Origin of the sequence: Natroniella sulfidigena, from assembly GCF_023223645.1 — a bacterium.
In the GTDB taxonomy this organism is placed as follows: domain Bacteria; phylum Bacillota; class Halanaerobiia; order Halobacteroidales; family Halobacteroidaceae; genus Natroniella; species Natroniella sulfidigena.
Window position 1 is genome coordinate 1 of the sequence record NZ_JALKBY010000026.1, and the last position, 19,555, is coordinate 19,555.

The 19,555-nt window shown below is 34.9% G+C and carries 16 protein-coding genes; 14 read left to right on the plus strand and 2 right to left on the minus strand.

Going from position 1 to position 19,555, the window contains the following annotated elements:
• The first annotated feature begins 89 nt into the window (after positions 1-89).
• The 10 genes from hisD to MWH28_RS12560 all read left to right on the plus strand — a co-directional run bounded on the left by hisD (position 90) and on the right by MWH28_RS12560 (position 9,736).
• Entirely contained in the window at positions 90-1,394 is a 1,305-nt protein-coding gene (hisD, locus tag MWH28_RS12515) for a histidinol dehydrogenase (protein ID WP_282580233.1), read from the plus strand.
• A 119-nt stretch (positions 1,395-1,513) separates the two neighbouring features.
• Positions 1,514-2,101, plus strand: coding sequence for an imidazoleglycerol-phosphate dehydratase HisB (hisB, locus tag MWH28_RS12520; protein WP_248619728.1), 588 nt, complete (start codon positions 1,514-1,516; stop codon positions 2,099-2,101).
• A gap of 117 nt (positions 2,102-2,218) precedes the next feature.
• Positions 2,219-2,839, plus strand: coding sequence for an imidazole glycerol phosphate synthase subunit HisH (gene hisH, locus MWH28_RS12525; RefSeq protein ID WP_248619729.1), 621 nt, complete (start codon positions 2,219-2,221; stop codon positions 2,837-2,839).
• Between the two features lie 5 nt (positions 2,840-2,844).
• Positions 2,845-3,576, plus strand: coding sequence for a 1-(5-phosphoribosyl)-5-[(5-phosphoribosylamino)methylideneamino]imidazole-4-carboxamide isomerase (hisA, locus tag MWH28_RS12530; protein WP_248619730.1), 732 nt, complete (start codon positions 2,845-2,847; stop codon positions 3,574-3,576).
• A gap of 460 nt (positions 3,577-4,036) precedes the next feature.
• On the plus strand, positions 4,037-4,795 hold the full coding sequence (gene hisF, locus MWH28_RS12535; protein WP_248619731.1) for an imidazole glycerol phosphate synthase subunit HisF: 759 nt from the start codon (positions 4,037-4,039) through the stop codon (positions 4,793-4,795).
• On the plus strand, positions 4,786-5,436 hold the full coding sequence (gene hisIE, locus MWH28_RS12540) for a bifunctional phosphoribosyl-AMP cyclohydrolase/phosphoribosyl-ATP diphosphatase HisIE (protein ID WP_248619732.1): 651 nt from the start codon (positions 4,786-4,788) through the stop codon (positions 5,434-5,436). The genes hisF and hisIE overlap by 10 nt, the downstream gene beginning before the upstream one ends.
• 307 nt (positions 5,437-5,743) lie before the next feature.
• Positions 5,744-6,205: a chemotaxis protein CheW gene (locus MWH28_RS12545; RefSeq protein ID WP_248619733.1), complete on the plus strand. Its 462-nt coding sequence runs from the start codon at positions 5,744-5,746 to the stop codon at positions 6,203-6,205.
• Between the two features lie 32 nt (positions 6,206-6,237).
• Positions 6,238-8,280, plus strand: a complete 2,043-nt coding sequence (locus MWH28_RS12550; protein WP_248619734.1) for a chemotaxis protein CheA — start codon at positions 6,238-6,240, stop codon at positions 8,278-8,280.
• 11 nt (positions 8,281-8,291) lie between these two features.
• Positions 8,292-8,654 carry a response regulator gene (locus MWH28_RS12555; RefSeq protein WP_248619735.1) on the plus strand — a complete coding sequence of 121 codons (363 nt, stop codon included), beginning with the start codon at positions 8,292-8,294 and terminating at the stop codon, positions 8,652-8,654.
• A 59-nt stretch (positions 8,655-8,713) separates the two neighbouring features.
• On the plus strand, positions 8,714-9,736 hold the full coding sequence (locus MWH28_RS12560) for a protein-glutamate methylesterase/protein-glutamine glutaminase (protein WP_428323581.1): 1,023 nt from the start codon (positions 8,714-8,716) through the stop codon (positions 9,734-9,736).
• Between the two features lie 309 nt (positions 9,737-10,045).
• Here MWH28_RS12560 and gyrA read toward each other — a convergent pair whose 3' ends face one another.
• Positions 10,046-12,418 (minus strand): DNA gyrase subunit A, encoded by a 2,373-nt coding sequence (gene gyrA, locus MWH28_RS12565; RefSeq protein ID WP_248619737.1) that lies wholly within the window; start codon positions 12,416-12,418, stop codon positions 10,046-10,048.
• Between the two features lie 622 nt (positions 12,419-13,040).
• On the opposite strand from gyrA, the gene gyrB reads away from it, so the two are divergent.
• Positions 13,041-14,948, plus strand: coding sequence for a DNA topoisomerase (ATP-hydrolyzing) subunit B (gene gyrB / locus MWH28_RS12570; RefSeq protein ID WP_248619738.1), 1,908 nt, complete (start codon positions 13,041-13,043; stop codon positions 14,946-14,948).
• Positions 14,949-15,472: 524 nt separating this feature from the next.
• Here gyrB and MWH28_RS12575 read toward each other — a convergent pair.
• Positions 15,473-16,369: a cobalamin-dependent protein gene (locus MWH28_RS12575; protein WP_248619739.1), complete on the minus strand. Its 897-nt coding sequence runs from the start codon at positions 16,367-16,369 to the stop codon at positions 15,473-15,475.
• A 177-nt stretch (positions 16,370-16,546) separates the two neighbouring features.
• Here MWH28_RS12575 and cofG point away from each other — a divergent pair, with 177 nt between their 5' ends.
• Genes cofG through MWH28_RS12590 form a run of 3 tightly spaced genes read left to right on the plus strand, consistent with a single transcriptional unit; the run spans position 16,547 to position 19,159 of the window.
• On the plus strand, positions 16,547-17,515 hold the full coding sequence (gene cofG / locus MWH28_RS12580; RefSeq protein ID WP_248619740.1) for a 7,8-didemethyl-8-hydroxy-5-deazariboflavin synthase subunit CofG: 969 nt from the start codon (positions 16,547-16,549) through the stop codon (positions 17,513-17,515).
• Positions 17,505-18,593 carry a 7,8-didemethyl-8-hydroxy-5-deazariboflavin synthase subunit CofH gene (gene cofH / locus MWH28_RS12585; RefSeq protein ID WP_248619741.1) on the plus strand — a complete coding sequence of 363 codons (1,089 nt, stop codon included), beginning with the start codon at positions 17,505-17,507 and terminating at the stop codon, positions 18,591-18,593. The genes cofG and cofH overlap by 11 nt, the downstream gene beginning before the upstream one ends.
• 23 nt (positions 18,594-18,616) lie before the next feature.
• Entirely contained in the window at positions 18,617-19,159 is a 543-nt protein-coding gene (locus tag MWH28_RS12590; RefSeq protein WP_248619742.1) for a DICT sensory domain-containing protein, read from the plus strand.
• The last annotated feature ends 396 nt before the right edge of the window (positions 19,160-19,555 follow it).

Here is a 19,555-nt window from a genome sequence, read left to right on the forward strand (position 1 = left end):
GTCACAAGTCACAAGTCACAAGTCACAAGTCACAAGTCACAAGTCACAAGTCACAAGTCACAAGTCACAAGTCACAAAATCAAGGAGGGATGAGAATAGTGGAGACATTAAAAACGACTGAAGAAGGTATTGAAGCTAAGTTAAATCAGATTTTAAATCGCTCTTCTTTTGATGATCCTGAGCAGGTGTCAGCTGTGCAGGAGATTTGGGAAAATGTACAAGCTCGAGGAGATGAAGCTATTTTAGAGTATAATGCTCGCTTTGATGGAGCTAAGATGGAAGCTGAAGAGCTTGAAGTTGGTCCAGCGGAGATTGAGGCTGCTTATAATAAGATTGAAGATAGTTTTTTAGAAGCGATCAGAGAAGCGATTAAGAATGTAGGAGAGTTTCATAAAAAGCAGTTACGGGAAAGTTGGATGGATTTCAAAGAAGATGGTGTTATCTTAGGACAAAAGTTTACTGCCCTAGAAAGAGTAGGGATCTATGTTCCAGGAGGACGAGCAGCTTATCCTTCATCAGTAGTGATGAATGGGGTTCCAGCTAAGGTGGCTGGAGTTGAGGAGATAGTTATGGTTTCTCCTCCGGATCAGGATGGTGCTTTGAATCCATATACTTTGGTAGCGGCAGCAGAGGTTGGAGTTGATAAGATCTATAAAGTAGGAGGTGCCCAATCAATAGCAGGGCTTAGTTTTGGGACTGGGATGATACCGCAGGTTGATAAGATTGTTGGCCCGGGAAATATTTATGTTACGTTAGCCAAGAAGTTGGCCTTTGGTTATGTGGATATTGATATGTTGGCTGGGCCAAGTGAAGTCTTAGTTTTGGCTGATGAGACTGCCAATCCTCGTTTTGTAGCAGCAGATCTATTATCTCAAGCAGAGCATGATCCGATGGCTTCTGCTATTTTGGTGACTACTTCTGAACAATTAGCTGAGCAAGTAGAGCAAGAGCTTAGCAAGCAGCTTAAGGAGTTGTCACGAGCTGGAATTGCTGGAGAGGCTTTAGAAAATTATGGAGCAATCATTATTGCTCAAAATTTAGCAGAAGCAATTGAGTTGACCAACCAATTTGCTCCTGAGCATTTAGAGGTTGCAGTTGATGATCCATTTGCTATCTTAGGAAGATTAAAGAATGCAGGGGCCATCTTTTTAGGAGAGTATGCAGCTGAGCCAGTAGGAGATTATATTGCAGGGCCAAATCACGTCTTACCGACAGGTGGGTCAGCTAGGTTTTATTCTCCACTCAATGTAGATGACTTTATTAAAAAGTCGAGTATTATTTCTTATTCTAAGGAAGGGTTAGAGAAGGTAAAAGATGATGCCTTAGAGATTGCTCGGGTAGAAGGTTTGGATGCTCATGCTAATAGTATTAAGGTGCGGTTTGAGGAAGAATAACATAATTGGCAGTTGACATAATTTACAATTTACAATTAAAAGCTTTAAAGATCGGTCTTGAGCTTTAATTGTAAATTATCAATTGTAAATTGTACATTGTTTTGAAGGAGGAGATTTAAATGCGTAAAGCTCGAATAGTCCGTGAAACTAGTGAAACGGAGATAGAGTTAGAGATAAATTTAGATGGTAGTGGTCAAGCAGAAATTGAGACTCCGGTTCCTTTTTTAAATCATATGTTGGTTTTGATGACTAAGCATGGTTTATTTGATTTGAAGGTTAAAGCGAGTGGTGATGTGGAAATAGATGATCATCATACGGTAGAGGATATCGGGATTGTACTAGGTCAAGCTTTGCAGGAAGCGGTTGGAGATAAAGCAGGAATTAAGCGTTATGGTGAGCAGTTTGTACCGATGGATGAAGCTTTATTACAGACGGTGCTTGATTTTAGTGGACGATATTATCTTAATTTTTCTGTTACTGATCTTAAGGATAAGGTTGGAGACTTTGATACAGAATTGGTCGAAGAGTTTTTTCGAGCGGTTGCCTACAATGCAGGGTTGAATCTACACCTTAGACAGCTTGAAGGAACCAATACTCATCATATTATTGAAGGGCTCTTTAAATCTTTTGGACGAGCACTAGCTAAAGCTGTAATGATTGATGATAGGATTGAAGGGGTAATGTCGACTAAGGGGAAACTAGCTTAAGTCTAAGGCTGAGTTTAAGGCTAAGTCAACCATTAAAACCCTAAGATCTTAGGGTTTACTTAAACTTAGACTTAACCTTAAACTTAATCTTAATATAAGTAGAAATGGGTGAAATCAATGATCAAGATTATAGATTATGGAATGGGTAATTTAAAGAATGTTCAGAAGGCATTTGAGATGGTTGGTTATCAAGCAGAAGTTACCCAAGATAAAGAAGAGATTCTAGCAGCGGATGGAGTTGTTCTACCTGGAGTAGGAGCTTTTAAGGATGCTATGGAGAATCTTGAACAACTAGAACTAATAGAAGTAATTAAAGCAGTAATTGAGCAAGGAACGCCTTTTTTAGGAATCTGTTTAGGGTTACAATTGTTATTTACGGCCAGTGAAGAGTTTGGAGTGACGGAAGGTTTAGATATTATTCCAGGACGGGTTAAGAGATTTCCTCAAGATTTAGAGCTTAAGATCCCTCATATTGGTTGGAATCAGTTGAATTTAAAACAGGAGACTGAACTTTATGATTATATAGAGGCTGGAGAGTACCAATATTTTGTTCATTCTTATTATGTAGAACCTGATGATAAGGCAGTGATTGCCACTACAACTGGGTATGGAATTGAGTTTGTATCCAGTATTGTAAAGGATAATATTTATGCAGTTCAATTTCATCCAGAAAAAAGTAGCCATAAGGGGTTGCAACTTTTGAAGAATTTTGGAAAGATAGTAAAAGGTAAGGAGTGATAATAATGGAAATAATCCCTGCGATAGATATTCGTAATGGAAATTGTGTTAGATTATATAAAGGTGATTTTGAGCAGGAGACAGTATATGGAGATCCAATTGAGATGGCCAAATTATGGGCCAACAAAGGGGCAACCAGATTACATATTGTAGATTTGGATGGAGCTTTAGATGGTAATCCTAAGAATTTAGAGTTGATCAAAGAGATTGTTGAGACGGTTGAGATTCCTATCCAAGTTGGCGGAGGAATTAGAACAAGAGAGATTATTCAAAAATATTTAGAGATTGGAGTACAGCGAGTAATCATCGGAACGGCTGCAATTGAAAATCCAGAGTTGGTTGTAGAGGCAATTAAAGAGTTTGGTTCGGAGCGGATTGTAGTTGGGATCGATGCTAAGGGTGGTCTGGTAGCTACTGAAGGGTGGTTGGAAACTTCTGATACTACAGCAGTTACGCTCGGCCAAGAGATGAAAGAGCGAGGAGTAGAATGGGTTGTTTATACAGATATTGAAAAGGACGGTACTTTAGCAGGGCCAAATATAGTTGAAACTAAAAAGTTGGCTGAAGAGACAGGCCTCAAGGTGGTTGCCTCTGGTGGAGTATCAAGCTTAGAAGATATCAAGAATTTAAAAGAGATCGAAGACGCAGGAGTTGAAGCAGTTATTACTGGTAAGGCTCTGTATAGTGATAACCTTGATCTGGAAGAAGCGTTAAGAGCAGTGAGCAGTAAGCAGTGAGCAGTAAGCAGTGAGTAGTGAGCAGTGAGTAGTGAGTAGAGAATAGAGAAAACAAATTTACAATTTACAATGTACAGTTAAAATCAAAAAAGTAGAGAATAATGAATAGTTAAAAAGCAAGAGTATAAGATTAAAAATCACAAAGTAACACGGGTGGCAAGAATTGAGAAGAGCCGATAGTAAGAAATTATAATTTTAAAGCGGTGATTATCAGCGGCTCACGAAGAGTTTGAAGAACCGGTAGGGGAAAGTAAAGAATAATTGAGAATTGATATGGTTTTTATGGTCTTTATGAAAGGTCTTGATAAAGACCCGTAAGGATAATTGAGAGTTGATAGTTAAAAAAGCAATAATAGAGAATAGTTATTATGATATTTATAACTAGTGTGTTTGTTAAAAGGGTTTGAACTTAACTATTCATTATTAGTTATTAATTGCACTTAAAAAAGGGGGGATTGTTATGGTTACAAAGCGGATTATTCCTTGTCTGGATGTCGACCAAGGACGAGTCGTTAAAGGTGTTAATTTTGTTGATATTAAGGATGCTGGTGATCCAATTGAGTTGGCAGCATTTTATGATCGGGCTGGAGCAGATGAGTTGGTCTTTTTGGATATTACAGCTTCTAGTGATAAACGTGAAACGATGATTGATGTGGTACGTAAGACTGCTGAACAGGTCTTTATTCCTTTTACAATTGGGGGCGGAATCAGAAGTACAGAAGATATGCGAAAGCTATTAAAAGCAGGTGCTGATAAAGTTTCTATTAATTCAGCAGCAGTTAAGGAGCCGGAGTTGATCAGTGCTGGGGCCAAAAAATTTGGAACTCAATGTATAGTAGTAGCGATAGATGCTAAACGTAAGGATGAATCATGGGAAGTTTATATTCATGGAGGGCGTAAAGCTACGGGACTTGATGTTGTTGACTGGGCCAAAAAGGTTGAAAGCTTAGGTGCAGGTGAGATACTCTTAACCAGCATGGATGGCGATGGAACGAAAGATGGCTATGATAATCAATTAAATAAGGCGGTTTCAGAAAGTGTAAATATACCAGTAATTGCTTCAGGTGGAGCAGGAACATTAAAGCATATTGAAGAAGCTTTTACTGTAGGAAAAGCAGATGCTGCTTTAGCTGCTTCAATCTTTCATTTTAAGAAGTATACTATCAAGGAAGTAAAAGAATATTTGCAGGATAAGGGGGTTGATGTGAGATGTCTTTAAGTAAGTTAAAGTTTAATGACGATGGTTTGATTCCTGCAATTATCCAAGATGTAGAGACTGAAGAGGTATTGATGATGGCTTATATGAATGAGAAAGCAGTTAAGAATACTATCAGGACAGGTAGAACCTGTTTTTGGAGTCGTAGCCGGCAAGAATTATGGTGGAAAGGTGAGACTTCTGGGAATATTCAATTGGTTGAAGAGATTAAATTCGATTGTGATGGGGATACATTATTATTAAAGGTAAAACAGACAGGTGAAGCTTGCCATACTGGTCATAAAACCTGTTTTTATCGAGGAATTAAGCGGCAAGAAGAAGGAGAAAATGAATTTGATCCAGAGGAAGTTTATAAAGATGCTTTGGATGCTGAAGTGTTAGAGGAGTTATACCAAGTGATTAAAGATCGTAAAGAGAATCCTAAAGAGGGTTCTTATACTTCTTCTTTATATCAGCATGGAATTAATGCCTTTTTGAAAAAGATAGGTGAAGAAGCTACGGAGGTAGTGATGGCTGCTAAGGATGAAGAGGAAGAAGAGATTATTTATGAAGTAGCAGATTTTATCTATCATTTATTAGTGATGTTGGTTTATTATGATATTTCGTTAAAGGATATTTACTTAGAATTGGACGATCGGAGATAGAATAGCCTAAGCTTAAGTTTAAGGTTGAGCTTAAGTCAATCATTAAAAACATAATAGTAGTAAACTTCACCACCTGAATTTTAATTTAGGTGGTGTTTTACATTGTTTTACATATTTTAATATTTAAATGGAGTTTTTTGTTTAGGAAATTATTCTTTTATGTTTATTGATTTTACTTAACCTTGACCGAAGGTCACTTTGTTCATAAATTTTGAGTAATCAGGAAGGAGTTGACTATTAAATCACGAATTACTGAATAAGAAGGATTTTAATTCGACTATTTTTTTAATTGAAAGGAGGAGCTATAATGGCTGCTGATACAGAACAAGTAATTGTTTTTGATATAGGGAGTGAAAAGTTTGGAATAAAAATTACCAGAGTACATGAAATTGTGCGGATGAAAGAGATAACTGAACTTCCTAATAGCTCGAAATATATGGAAGGAATTATTAATCTAAGAGGAGATATTGTTTCAGTAATTGATCTGCGGAAGAGATTTAACCTTGAGCAGATAGAGAGTACTAATGATACTCGGATTATTGTGGTTGAGTTTGAGGGCCAAGATGTAGGTGTAGTTGTTGATAATGTCTCTGAAGTATTACATATTCAAAACAGTGATGTTGATCTTCCACCCAAAAGTATGGCGGGCATTAAGGAGGATTATTTGAAAGGAATTGTTAAAGTAGATGAAGATATAATTATTTTATTGAACTTGGATAATTTATTGAGTTCAAAAGAGAATATTCAATTGGAAAATGAAAATAAATAATCTGTTTGATTTTAGAAAGGGGGATACCAAGAATGGATATGAATGACTTTCAGGAGTTATATGCTAGTGAATCACGTGAACATTTAGATATACTAAATGATTCTTTATTAACTTTAGAAAATGATCCTGAAAATATGGAAATGATCAATGAATGTTTTAGAGCTGCTCATACACTGAAAGGTATGGCAGGGACAATGGGATTTGAGCGGGTTAGTAGGTTGGCCCATGCTATGGAAAATATTTTAGATTTATTAAGGGATGGTCAGATAGGAGTTAATACAGAAGTTATCAACTTATTATTTAAAGCAGTCGATAACTTAGAGTTATTGAGCAGTAATCCAGATGAGGTAGAAGATTTAGAGGGGTTGATTAGTGAATTAAAATCTTTTTTAGAAACAGATAATACAGAAACTGATAATCAAAAGCAAGAAAATTCTACGTCTAGTTCTAGTGCAGAGATTGATTTTGATTTAAGTGATGATGAGTTAAGAATTATCTCTGATAATTCTGGTGATCCAATGATAATTAGGATTCAATTAGAAGATGACTGTGTCTTTAAATCTTTACGAGCTGATATGGTCTTTGAAGCATTAGAAGAGTATGGAGAGTTAATCAAGGCCCATCCTGCTATTGATAAGATTAGAAAAGAAGAGTTGGATGAAACATTCCATATACTTTTTCTAACAATTGAGTCAAAAGAGATTATTGCAGAATCATTAGATAATATTTCTGAGATTGAAGAGATAGAAATAACGATGATTGATCAACTTGAGCAATTAAAAGATGGTAGTCAGCAAGAAGATAACAAAGAGGATAACCAAGATGGTATTAAAGAGGATATTAAAGATTTAGAAGACAAAGAAATTGAGGAAAATCAAGTTAAGAAAAGTACTAATGTTAAATCCTTATCTAAAAGATTAAAAGCTAATAATACTATTCGAGTTGATGTAGAACGATTGGATTCATTGATGAATTTGGTAGCAGAATTAGTAATTAAGAGAACACAAGTAGAGTCAGTAGGGGAGAGTTATAATTTAGATGAGTTAAATAAAAAGTTGAAGCCCTTAAGCAAGGTAACAACGGAATTACAGAATTCTGTGATGGAGATGAGAATGGTTCCAATCAGCTTAGTCTTTAATCGTTTTCCTAGATTGGTTCGTGATCTTGCTCAGGATTTGGACAAAGAGATTAATTTGGTAATTGAAGGGGAAGAAACTGAGTTAGACCGGACGATTATTGATGAGATAGGTGATCCTTTAGTCCATATGGTAAGAAATGCGATTGGTCATGGGATTGAGGATCCTGAGGAGAGAGAAAGGTTAGGGAAGGATAGAGAAGGATTAATTAAGTTATCTGCATTTCATGAAGGGAATAATGTAGTAGTTCAAATTCAAGATGATGGTCAAGGAATTAATCCAGAGTTGATTAAAAAGAAAGCTATTGAAAAAGGTGTTGCTACATTATCGGAAATAGAAGCAATGTCTGAAAGTGAGATCATTATGTTGATCTTAGCAGCTGGGTTCAGTACTAATGAAGAGGTAAATGATGTATCTGGTAGAGGCGTGGGGATGGATGTTGTTAAGACTAAAATAGAGTCCTTGAGTGGTTCTGTTGATATAGAATCAGAAGTAGGTAAGGGTTCTACTTTTACAATGAAATTACCATTGACGTTATCTATTATCCAAGGATTTTTGATCAAGGTTGCTGATCAAAAGTATGTAATTCCTTTAGAATCGATTCAAGAAATAGTCGATGTTAATCCTGATGATATTAAGACAATTAGACAAGAAAAGGTTATTCATCGTCGAGGATCTGTCGTTCCATTAATCTCTTTACATGATAAGTTAAACAAAGAAGAGACAGGTGAGCTTAAGCGAGAAATTCCAACAGTTATTGTGGAAGTAGGTAATGATTATTATGGATTAATGGCAGATTCTATAATTGGTCAACAAGAGGTTGTAATCAAGAGGATTAATGATTTATCAGGTAACTTAGAAAAGATTGCAGGTGGTGCTATTTTAGGTGATGGTAGTATAGCACTGATTATTAACGTTGAAGAGATAACAACTAGTTAGGAGGGGTCTCGGTGGCAAAAACAGTTTTAGTTGTTGATGATGCACAATTTATGAGGACTATGTTAAAGAAGTTGATTGAGGAAAATGGTTATGAGGTAGTTGATGAAGCAGTTAATGGTCAAGAAGCAGTAGAAAAATATAAAGAGCATAATCCAGATTTAGTAACAATGGATATTACGATGCCGAAAATGGATGGAATTGAAGCAATTAAGGCAATTATGGATTATGATGCAGAGGCTGATGTAATTGTTTGTAGTGCAATGGGTCAAAAGCCGATGGTAGTTGAGTCATTAGAAGTAGGGGCTAAGGACTTTATTGTTAAGCCGATTAAACCTGAAAAGGTTAAGGACTCATTAAATAATATTTTAGATTAAATAATGGAGGTGAAGAGGTGGCTTCCATAGAGGTATTAGTAGTAGATGACTCTGCTTTTATGCGAAAGGTTGTTAGTGATCTATTAGAAGAAGAGGAAGGTATTAACGTTGTTGATAAAGCTAGAAATGGAGCCGATGCGTTACGAAAGGTTGAAAAGCATACACCAGATGTAATTACTCTTGATGTAGAAATGCCTAAAATGGATGGATTGGAATTTCTAGAAAGGCTAATGGCTAGGCGTCCTATTCCAGTGGTAATGCTTAGTAGTGTAACTACTAAACAGAGTAAGACGACTATTAAGGCCTTAGAATTGGGTGCTTTTGATTTTATAACTAAACCTTCTGGGTCTATTTCCTTAGATATTGATAAGGTTCAGGAAGAGTTAATTCAGAAGGTAAGGTTAGCTGCAGATTCTAAAGTTAGAAAAAAGATTAAGCGGCAAGTAAAAGTTGATCAAGAGAAGAAAGCAAGCAGAGTATCAGTAACAAGGCAGAAAAGAAAAGGTCGTGCTAAGACAGGCAAGCAAAAATTAGTAGTGATTGGTTCTTCTACAGGCGGGCCAAGGTCATTAAAAGAAGTTGTAACTGCCTTGCCTGCTAATTTGAATGCTGCGGTTTTGATTGTACAGCATATGCCGGCAGGCTTTACCAAATCGTTGGCCCAAAGGTTAGATAAGTTATCTGCTCTAAATGTTAAGGAAGCTGAAGAAGGTGATCAACTACAGGCAGGTCAGGTTTTAGTTGCTCCAGGAGACTATCATTTACTGATTAAAAAGAACAAAGTGAAATTATCTAAATCTGAAAAAATACATAATGTGCGACCTGCTATTGATAAAACAATTGCCTCTGTTGTCCAGGAGTATCAAGAAGAAGTTGTTGGTGTTTTATTGACAGGAATGGGCAAAGATGGAGCTAAGGGTTTAGGATTGATTAAAGAGTTTGGAGGACAGACGATTGCCCAAGATGAGAAGACTTCGGTAGTGTATGGTATGCCCAAAGTAGCTTATGAAGCAGGGGTAGTTGATAGTGTAAAGCCGATCTATCAAATTGGGGAAGAGATTGTTAAGAAGGTAGAAGGGTAAGTTTAAGGTTAAGGATAAGTTTGAGTAAGATCAAGGGTTTAAAAGCAATAAAGATTAAAAGAGAGCTTAGGGTGATGTCACCTTAAGCTCTTGTTTGATTTAATGTAGATATTTTATTTTAAAGTGAGATACTATTGATATAAAGCTTCAGTTTATAATTGATAATTGATAGTGTATAGTTAAAAAACTAAAATTTCCGAAAAGACTTGGATTTTAGAGTGATTTGAATTTTAGAACTTAAGTTTTTTAACTGTCAACTGTAAACCGTAAACTGTACACTGATATTTAGTGGCATTTTGCCACTAAATATCAAATCTTAGGTAGTCTAAAGATCCGATTTAACTCAACATCTTTACCAAATTGCGAATACATCGAACCTAATCGTTTAGTCTCTGTAATATCTGCCACTTCTTGTTCAATCAAACTTCCATCACTGCTAACGACCATGATTTTGTCATTGCGCTTGGCAGCGATAATATCTAATAATTGATAATCATCACTGGATAAAGTCTGCAATCCTTTGCCATTTCTTTGCTGTAATTTATAATCTTCTACAGGGGTTGCTTTACCTCGCCCTTTCTTAGTTAAAGCAAGGACGACGTCTGTTTCGTTGGTCAAATTGAAGCTGATTACTTGATCATCTTCTTTTAATTTGATTCCTTTGCTTCCCTTAGTATTTCGACCTGTATCTGAAACTTCTGTCTCTGAAAAATGAATTGTATAACCTTGTTTTGTGCCGAGCATAATATTTTGTTTACCATCTGTAACTGCAGCACCAATTACTTGATCTCCTTCATTGAGGTTGATGGCTTTAATTGAGGAGACGGTAGTTTCGTATTCTGATGCTTTAGTCTTTTTGACTAAGCCATCTTTAGTTACAATCGTAATAAACTTTTCTTTGACCTCTTCATTTAATAAGATAGTTTTGACTATCTTTTCATTCATCGGTAACTTTAAGAATTGGTTGAGTGGGTCTCCTGTAGATAGACCATGATGTTCAGGAATTTCATGAGCTTTTAGGATATGGGTCTGTCCTTGATCTGTTAAGAATAAGAGCTTATCATGGCTTGAACCGAATGAGACTTCAGTTATGAAATCATTCTTGCCGGCTCTGATATTATCCAGCTCATCCGTTCTCTTCAAGTAATTACGATAAGATAAAGAGATAACTACATCTTTATCCTTGATTAAATCTTTCTTATTCAATTCTGCTTTAGAGCCATCAGCAATCAACTCTGTCTTGCGCTGATCACCATACTCTTCTTTAATTTCTAATAATTCTTCTTTTACAATATTATCTAGAATTTCTTTATCTTCTAAAATAGATTCTAAATATGCAATTTTTTCCCTAATCTCTGCTAGATCATCTTCTAATTTTTTGACTTCTAAGCTGACTAAGCGTTGTAATTTCATATCTAGAATTGCTTCAGCTTGCTTTTTAGTGACCTCTAGTTTACGCTGTAGGTTCTTTTTAGCAGTCCGAGGATACTTAGACTGGCGAATGATCTTAATTACCTGATCTAAGTTATCAATTGCTTTCTTTAAGCCAATTAAGATATGTTCTCGCTTTTTAGCTTGTCCTAATTGATATTCCGTTCTGTTAGTAATAATCTCCCGTCTAAAATCGATGAAATGTTGTAGGATTGTCTTTAAGTTCATTACCTTAGGTTCTTTATTGACCAAAGCTAACATATTGATCCTTGTTTTTGATTGTAATGAGGTATATTTATAAAGGCGATTTAAGATAATATCTGGATTAGCATTTCTTTTTAAGTCAATTACAATTCTTAGGCCATCTCGGTCTGACTCATCACGGACATCCCTAACATTATCTACCTTTTCTTTTTTAACAGTGTCAGCTATTTCTTCAATCAGTTTACTTTTATTTAGTTGATAAGGAATTTCAGTGATTACTATTCTCTTTCTTCCTCTACCAGCATCTTCAATCTTACTCTTACCACGTAAGGTTATCTTTCCTTTTCCTGTTCGATAGGCTTTTTTGATTCCATCATTACCTACAATTTGACCACCGGTTGGAAAGTCTGGTCCAGGAATAACCTCTATTAACTGATCAATACTTATCTTCTGATTATCTAATAACTTAATCAGCCCATTAATAACTTCAGTAATATTATGTGGCGGAACATATGTACTCATCCCAACTGCAATACCGCTTGAGCCATTAACTAATAAATTAGGTACTCTAGAAGGTAAGACGGTCGGCTCTTGTAAACTTCCATCAAAGTTATCAACAAAGTCGACTGTCTCCTGTTGAATGTCCTTGAGCAATTCAGTAGAAAGTGGGGCCAATCTAGCTTCAGTATAACGCATCGCTGCTGCACTATCCCCATCTATAGAGCCAAAATTACCATGACCATCGATTAATTTATAACGTTGGCTGAACTCTTGAGCCATTCTAACCATAGCATTGTAAACTGCAGCATCACCATGTGGGTGATATTTACCTAAAACCTCCCCTACAATTCTAGCCGATTTTTTATGGGCTTTTTCAGGATCTAACTTTAATTTTTCTGCAGCATATAAGATTCTACGATGAACGGGTTTTAAACCATCCCTAACATCTGGTAGTGCTCTACCAATAATAACACTTAATGAATAATTTAAATAAGAGTTACGCATTTTATTTTCAATTGTAACTGGTGTAATCTGTTTATCTTTCATTTTTTAAATCCCCTTTCATAAATTTTGTAATCAATCTAGTTTTATAGTTAAGATTTTTAACTGGGTTATTTAACCTTAAACTTAACTTTAGACTATGACCGGAGGTTATTTTATTTTTAGTATATCTAGAAAATTAGCAACTATAACTGTTATTTTAAGTTTATGTAGTCTTATTGTCTAGCTTTTTCTAGTATATTATTTATTAATGGATTAGTCAATTCTAAATTGATTTAAAGTTAAACTCTGCAAGCAAGGTCAGTTTATAGATATTTACATACATATACAATAACACAAAATTAATACATAAAATCCATTTGTTTTAATTAAATACTATTAACATTTTATAGGAAAATCACTTTAAAATAAAGGGTTAATATAAGATAGCCTAAGTTTAAGTAAGAAATTGAATCATAAAAGCAGGAGAAAAGTCTGCTGTTGAGAATAATATTTAAATAATTAGATAAGTTTATTTAGTAGGATGAGACCCAGTTAGAAGGATAAAAAAAGATTTAACTTGAATAATATTCCAGAAAAGTTGCTATCACAGTAGTTATATGCTATTATAATAAATGTAACAGATTATTTTACAAAAGATGGTAATAGATAGAGGGAAGGTGTTAATATGGCAGTAGATAATCAATATAATGCAAAAGAAATTCAAGTTTTAGAAGGATTAGAAGCAGTACGTAAGCGACCTGGGATGTACATTGGTTCTACAGGAACTAAAGGGTTACATCATCTTGTTTGGGAAGTGGTTGATAATAGTATAGATGAATTTTTAGCTGGCCATGGTGAACGAATAGAGATAGTTATTGAGAAAGAAGGATCAGTTACAGTTAGGGATTATGGTCGAGGAATCCCGGTAGATATTCATCCGAAAAAAGGCTTACCAGCAGCTCAGTTAGTATTGACTACGCTTCATGCGGGAGGAAAGTTTGATGGTAGCGGCTATCAAGTTTCTGGAGGTTTACATGGAGTTGGTGTCTCGGTAGTTAATGCTTTATCTGAGTGGTTAAAGATTGAAATATATCGTGATGGTAATGTCTATCGTCAAGAATACAAGAGAGGATTTCCTAAGACTGAATTAATCGAAGGGGAGAGTACGACAGAGCGTGGAACGCAGATTACTTTTAAACCGGATCCTGAAGTCTTTGATACTCTTGATTATAAATTTGAAACTTTGCAGACTAGATTACAGGAATCTGCTTTTTTAAATAAAAATTTAGAGGTTGTCTTGATTGATCGACGTCCTGAGGAAAAAAAAGAAGTAAGATATTGTTATGATGGGGGATTGGAAGCGTTTGTAGAATTTTTAAATCAAAATCAAACACCTCTGACTGATGATTTAATCTATATTGAAAAAGAGGTTGATGATACCTATGTTGAAGTGGCTTTTCAATATAATAAGAGTTATAATCAACGGATCTATACCTTTGCTAATAATATTAATACACATGATGGAGGTTATCATTTAACAGGGTTTAAAACAGCAATTACTAAGGCTTTTAATAATTATGCTAAAGATAATAATCTATTGCGAAAAAAGGATCCTAAGTTGACTGGAAGTGATTTGAGGGAAGGTTTGACTGCAGTAGTCAGTGTTAAGTTGTCTGATCCTCAATTTGAAGGGCAGACTAAAACAAAGTTGGGTAATAGTGAGATTAGAAGTACTGTAGAAAAGGTTGTTTATGAATATTTGCGTTATTATCTTGATACAAATCCTAATATGGCTAAAGCCGTAATTGAGAAGGCTCTAGAGGCTGTTCGAGCACGAAAGGCATCTAAAAAAGCTCGTGAATTGACCAGAAGAAAAGGGGTTTTAAATAATAACTCATTACCTGGTAAGCTAGCAGACTGTAGTAGTCGCAAACCAGAAAAATCTGAATTATATCTGGTCGAGGGTGATTCGGCAGGAGGTTCAGCTAAACAAGGGCGTAATCGTGAATTTCAAGCTATTTTGCCTTTGAAAGGAAAGGTTATGAATGTAGAGCGGGCTAGATTGAATAAAATTTTGAAGAATAATGAGATTAGGACGATCATTACTGCTTTGGGAGCAGGAATTGGCGATGAATTTAATTTGGATAAGTTAAGGTATCATAAGATTATTATCATGACCGATGCTGATGTAGATGGGGCACATATCTGTACTTTGATCTTAACTTTATTTTATCGCTATATGCCTGAATTAATTAAAAATGATCATGTCTATATTGCTCAACCACCGCTTTATAAGGTTAGTTATCGAGGAGATGAGCAGTATCTATATACTGATAAGGAATTAGAAGAGTTTTTAGCAGATAAGTCTAGAAAGCAGATTGGAATTCAACGTTATAAGGGGTTAGGTGAGATGAACCCTGAGCAGTTATGGCAGACGACGATGAATCCTAAGACTCGTAAGTTGCAGAAGATAGAGATTGAGGATGAGATTATTGCTGATGATGTATTCAATAGATTGATGGGTTCTAAAGCGAGTCTACGTCGAGAGTTTATTATGAAGAATGCTAACTTGGCTGATAATATCGATATTTAAATTTTGTAGGTTTTCAGAAATTTTTAGAATGAGAACAAAGAATCCTCTATTCAAAGGGGATTTTTTGTTCTTTATAATTTTCTTGATGTGATAGGGCTTTGTTCTGTTGATTTGTAATATTACAGGCCATCAAAATAAGGGTTAAAATAAAAAAAGAAAAAGTTGGGCTCTTTGAGCCCAACTTTTTCCGTTCACAAGGAGAAGATAATACATACGTTGAAAATTAATTCAAATAGTATTATCAACCATCTTTAACATACCATGATTACATAATTATGTCAAGTTATAATACTACAGTTCACGAAAATAAGAATTCAAACACCAAACTTCTTCTTGTAAATGATCACTATATAGCCTCTTAATTGACTTGTAGAAAAACTGCGTTAGTAGTATAATCCTCAGAATTAAGAGGTTAAATTGATTTAAAGTCTAAGTTAATATAGTATCAAAAAAAGAAGGGCCAACGCCCTTCTTTTTTGTGTTGAATTATATAATAATTGTATGATTTTAAAGAAAAATCGATTTTATTTACTGACTAACTTTGTTGCTAATTCAACAGATTCTTTTGCATTAGAAGAAAAGCCATCAGCTCCGATTTCCTTCCATAACTTTGGATTTTGATTGAAGGTATATCCTCCTACGATTATTTTGGCTTTTGATTTAGGTAGAGTAGATCTAATAGCTGTAATTAAATTTTCAACTGCTTCAATATTATAAGACATAGTTGCAGAGATGGCAATTAAATCAATATCTAAATTTTGCAGAGTGGTTATCAGGCTATGGGTAGGAAGGTTAGATCCTAAATAATATGTCTCCCAACCTTCCAGACTAAGAAGATCTGTGATCATTCTGATTCCTATATTATGAAATTCACCATTAGCCGAAAGAGAAAGAAGGGAATAATTTTTTTGAGCATCAGAATTAATTCTGGGGCAAATTTTAGACATAATTGATTCTGTTGCGGTACTAAAGTAATGCTCTTGAGCGACAGTAACTTTATTTTTTTCCCACAAATCTCCGATTGTTCTTAATGAAGGTTCAAAGACATTTAAGTAGATTTCTTCAATTTTTACTCCATCAGCTATAGTCTTTTGAATTAGCTGATAAGCACTATGCTCTTTTCCTGCTAATAGTCTATTTAAATACTTCTCAGCTAATGGAGATAAACTATTATTATTTATGGTAACTTCAGTTGATAATTTGCCTATGTTCTTTTTATTATCTGTTCGAGCCAATAAATAATCTAAAGATATGTTAAAATAATTAGCAATTTTGACTAATACTTTTTGATTTGGGAAGCGAATTCCCTGTTCATAGTTAGCAATGGTAGTTTGAGCTAAATCCAGTTTATCTGCTAAGTCTTTTTGGCGTAATTTCTTTTCTTTACGTAGTTTTTTTAGTCTTGATGCAAAATCAGCCATTGTATTCTCTCCTTTTAATTTGATAAGTTACCATCATTATAATACAGAATGTGTATATAAGCAACTCAAAATGTGTTAACAACTTGACATATTTCGTAATGAGTAGTATGATGAGTATAAGAAGGTAATAAAAGAGAGCTAATAACACGATATGAAATATAGTGAGGGTTGAGATTAATGAAGGTTATAACTTATTCTAAAAATATATTTATTCCAATAACTGATTTCTGTATTAATGACTGTTCTTATTGCAAGTTTAGATCTGATTTGGAGACAGCTAGGATAATGAAGTTAGAACAGATTAAATCTCAGTTGTTTGCTGCTAAAAGGGCAGGGTGTAAGGAGGTACTCTTTAGTTGTGGAACTCAACCTGATAAATCAGTTAAATTCAGACAGCGGTTTCGTTCTGAAACCGGCTATAATTCAGTGGTTGAGTTGGTAACTGCTGCTTGTCAGAAAGCTTTAGAGATAGGTCTGATTCCCCATACTAATTTAGGGGTAATTGATTTTGAAGCATTAGAGATTTTAGCAGAATATAATGGGAGTATGGGTTTGATGCTGGAGACGACAGCTGAAGTAGCAGCTCATTATCACTCTCCTACTAAAGATCCTAATACTAGATTGGAATTTATTGCTCAGGCGGGCCAACTTAAAATACCTTTTACTACTGGATTATTAGTGGGGATTGGTGAGAAGAAGGAGGATAGAGTCAAGAGTTTACAAGCTTTATGTGACTTACATAATAAGTATGGGCACCTACAAGAGGTGATTATTCAACCTGTTAAATCAACTAAAAAGGGATTTGCTGGAGTTAGCTTAGTCCAGCTGCAGCAGTTGATTGGGTTGGCCCGAGAAATCATGCCTTCTGAAGTAGCAATTCAGGTTCCTCCTAATCTGGCAATAGAAAACTTAAAGGGGTTGATTGAATCTGGAGTTTCTGATTTGGGAGGAATATCTTCTTTGACTGATGATTATATTAATCCAGAATATAAATGGCCCCAATTAGAGCAATTAAAAAATCAGCTAGAACCAGAATATCAGTTACAGGAACGCTTGCCTATTTATTCCCATTTTTTGCAGGAGGAATGGTTGAGAAGACCGGTACAGGTCAGTTTGCAAAGAGAGGGGTGGCAAAATGGCTTATAACTTTGATTTATTAGAGTCTATTTTTAAGAAGATAGAAAGAGGAATTAGATTGACAAAAGAGGATGCTATAAATTTATTTAAGGTACAGGGAATTGACCTGTATCGAGTACTGGAATTAGCAGATTATAAGCGTCAACAGCAAGTAGGAGATGTTGTTAGCTATGTGCTAAATTATAATTTAAATATTACTAACGTTTGTGTTAATGAATGTAAGTTTTGTGCTTTTGCTTGTAGTGAAGGGAGTAAAGAAGCTTATTTATTGACTTTTGCAGAAGTTGAAAAGAGGCTTCAAGTAGCTTTAGAGCATGATATTACAGAGATATGTTTTGTGAGTGGGCTTCATCCTAATTTTGATTTTGAATTCTATGCTTCTTTGATAGAAAATATTAGGAAGATAGATAAAAGTTTGCATCTACATGGAGTTACACCTGAAGAGTTAAAGCATGCTTTAGCTAATGAAGGGTTGAGTTATCAGAAAGGATATCAGCAGTTAAAAGAGATAGGATTAAATTCTGTACCTGGAACTGCTTCTGAAATTTTGGATGATGAGATTAGAGAAAAGATCTGTCCTAGTAAGATTAAAACTGAAGAGTGGATAGCAGCAATTACAGCAGCACACAATGTAGGTTTAAAGTCTACAGCAACGATTATGTATGGTCATTTAGAAGGGATTGAAGAAAGGGTTGAGCATTTAAGCTTGATTAGAGATATTCAAGATCAGACCGGTGGTTTTACTGAGTTTATTCCTTTATCATTTATGCCCTATAATACTGAGTTATATCGGAGGGGGTGGTTACAAGGAGGAGCAACTGGTAGGGAAGATCTATTAATGATTGCTGTGTCACGTCTCTTTTTAGACAATATTGATAATATTCAGGCCTCGTGGGTTAAGTATGGCCCTAAATTGGCTCAATTTATGTTACAGGCTGGAGCCAATGATTTGGGAGGGACCTTATTTAATGAAAAGATTACTAAGAAAGCAGGAGGCAAGAATGGAGAGTATCTATCTGTAGAACAGCTACAGAGTTTAATTAGGGATTTGAATAGAGAACCTAAACAGAGAGGAACAATTTATTAAAAGTTAAGGAGGACTGATAATTTATGAAGGAAATTTCTTTGTATGAAGAGATTTTTGCTGCGTTGGATGGTACAATGAAGAAAGAGACTGGGGATATTGAAGAGGAAAAGCTTCGTTCTAGGTCATTAAAATTTGAAACTGATGTACCTAAGTTGGAAAAGATGTGCTATATTATGGAGCAAGTTCTGCTAAAAGAAGAAGTAGAGGCTACTGTTTATGCTGGCTTTCAAAAGGTATCTCGAGCTAGAGATATTTGGGATCGGTTTTTACAGATTGCAGATAATGTTGATCAAATCTATATTTTTGGTCGGGATGATGATGATGATCTTAAAGCACATCCTGATATCGACTTTATTTACTTACCAAAGAAGCATAAGTTGGTTCGGGAGTGGTTTTTGGTAATTGATCAGCCATTAGCTAAATCGATGATGGTAGCTTATGATTTGGATGGTTTTGGAAAGTATGAGGACGAGAAGAAGAGGAATTTTAAAGGTGCTAAGAGTATGAATCCTAGAGTTGTTAAGAAAGCTATTAAATTGTTAGATGAAGTTATCGAATCTTATTAATTATAAAGCCTCTCGAAAGAGAGGTTTTCATATGTGCATAGCGGTAACTCAAAAAGTGTTATTAGATTGAATATTTCAAAAAAACAGTATAATAGTCTTAGTAAGGTAATAAAATGGAATTAAAAACACACAGCGAAATAAGAATATAATTACATAAAAGTTCAAAAAATATACTTTAGTGTTATTTTGTAAAATACATACATATATATGTTAGAGTTTGGAATTTGAAATTTGAGTTAAATAGATTTTTATACTAGCTGAGTACAATAATTTTAACTTTTTAAGATTAAAGTAGTATTTTAGGGGGAGATAAGGTGTTTTATAATGTTTCTAAGCCCATGAAGCATATTTCAAAACAGTTTTTAGAATAAATGTCGTTTTCTTCCTTCAAACTAT

Excerpts from the sequence above, each read along its gene's own strand:
- MWH28_RS12560 (WP_428323581.1), top strand. The coding sequence starts at position 8,714 with ATGCGAAAGGTTGTTAGTGATCTATTAGAAGAAGAGGAAGGTATTAAC.
- hisB (WP_248619728.1), top strand. The coding sequence starts at position 1,514 with ATGCGTAAAGCTCGAATAGTCCGTGAAACTAGTGAAACGGAGATAGAG.
- hisF (WP_248619731.1), top strand. The coding sequence starts at position 4,037 with ATGGTTACAAAGCGGATTATTCCTTGTCTGGATGTCGACCAAGGACGA.
- MWH28_RS12590 (WP_248619742.1), top strand. The coding sequence starts at position 18,617 with ATGAAGGAAATTTCTTTGTATGAAGAGATTTTTGCTGCGTTGGATGGT.
- cofH (WP_248619741.1), top strand. The coding sequence starts at position 17,505 with ATGGCTTATAACTTTGATTTATTAGAGTCTATTTTTAAGAAGATAGAA.
- hisD (WP_282580233.1), top strand. The coding sequence starts at position 90 with ATGAGAATAGTGGAGACATTAAAAACGACTGAAGAAGGTATTGAAGCT.
- MWH28_RS12575 (WP_248619739.1), bottom strand. The coding sequence starts at position 16,369 with ATGGCTGATTTTGCATCAAGACTAAAAAAACTACGTAAAGAAAAGAAA.
- hisIE (WP_248619732.1), top strand. The coding sequence starts at position 4,786 with ATGTCTTTAAGTAAGTTAAAGTTTAATGACGATGGTTTGATTCCTGCA.
- hisH (WP_248619729.1), top strand. The coding sequence starts at position 2,219 with ATGATCAAGATTATAGATTATGGAATGGGTAATTTAAAGAATGTTCAG.
- gyrB (WP_248619738.1), top strand. The coding sequence starts at position 13,041 with ATGGCAGTAGATAATCAATATAATGCAAAAGAAATTCAAGTTTTAGAA.
- cofG (WP_248619740.1), top strand. The coding sequence starts at position 16,547 with ATGAAGGTTATAACTTATTCTAAAAATATATTTATTCCAATAACTGAT.
- MWH28_RS12545 (WP_248619733.1), top strand. The coding sequence starts at position 5,744 with ATGGCTGCTGATACAGAACAAGTAATTGTTTTTGATATAGGGAGTGAA.
- gyrA (WP_248619737.1), bottom strand. The coding sequence starts at position 12,418 with ATGAAAGATAAACAGATTACACCAGTTACAATTGAAAATAAAATGCGT.
- hisA (WP_248619730.1), top strand. The coding sequence starts at position 2,845 with ATGGAAATAATCCCTGCGATAGATATTCGTAATGGAAATTGTGTTAGA.
- MWH28_RS12550 (WP_248619734.1), top strand. The coding sequence starts at position 6,238 with ATGGATATGAATGACTTTCAGGAGTTATATGCTAGTGAATCACGTGAA.